This is a genomic window from Sphingobacterium bovisgrunnientis (assembly GCF_009829085.1).
GTDB lineage: Bacteria > Bacteroidota > Bacteroidia > Sphingobacteriales > Sphingobacteriaceae > Sphingobacterium > Sphingobacterium bovisgrunnientis.
This window is the reverse complement of record NZ_WUQY01000261.1, coordinates 1-307: the sequence shown is the minus strand read 5'-3', so window position 1 is coordinate 307 and position 307 is coordinate 1. Positions and strand designations below refer to the sequence as shown.

Genomic DNA, 307 nt, shown 5'->3' with positions numbered 1-307 from the left:
AAAGAAGACCAAGGGCTTATGCCTACAATATACTAAATTCTCGGTTGTATTGGAAGGATTTACCGATACTAGTTGGATATCTAGCACGGGTGAGAATAAATCCACTTCCGGTTGGGTGTTCACTCTTGGAGGAGGAGCTGTTTCTTGGAAATCAAAGAAACAGACATGTATAACGCACTCGACCATGGAATCCGAATTCGTAGCATTATCGGATACCGGAAAAGAAGCTGAGTGGCTTAAGGATCTCTTTTATGAGATACCTTTGGGACCGAAGAATACATCTTCAATATCTATCTTGTGTGATAGT

Annotated in this window: 1 protein-coding gene; it reads left to right on the top strand. The window is 41.0% G+C overall.

The window, feature by feature from the left end; all coding sequences use genetic code 11:
• A partial coding sequence (locus GOQ16_RS18625) for a Ty1/Copia family ribonuclease HI (protein WP_160070470.1) occupies nt 1–307 on the top strand: 307 nt, incomplete at both ends.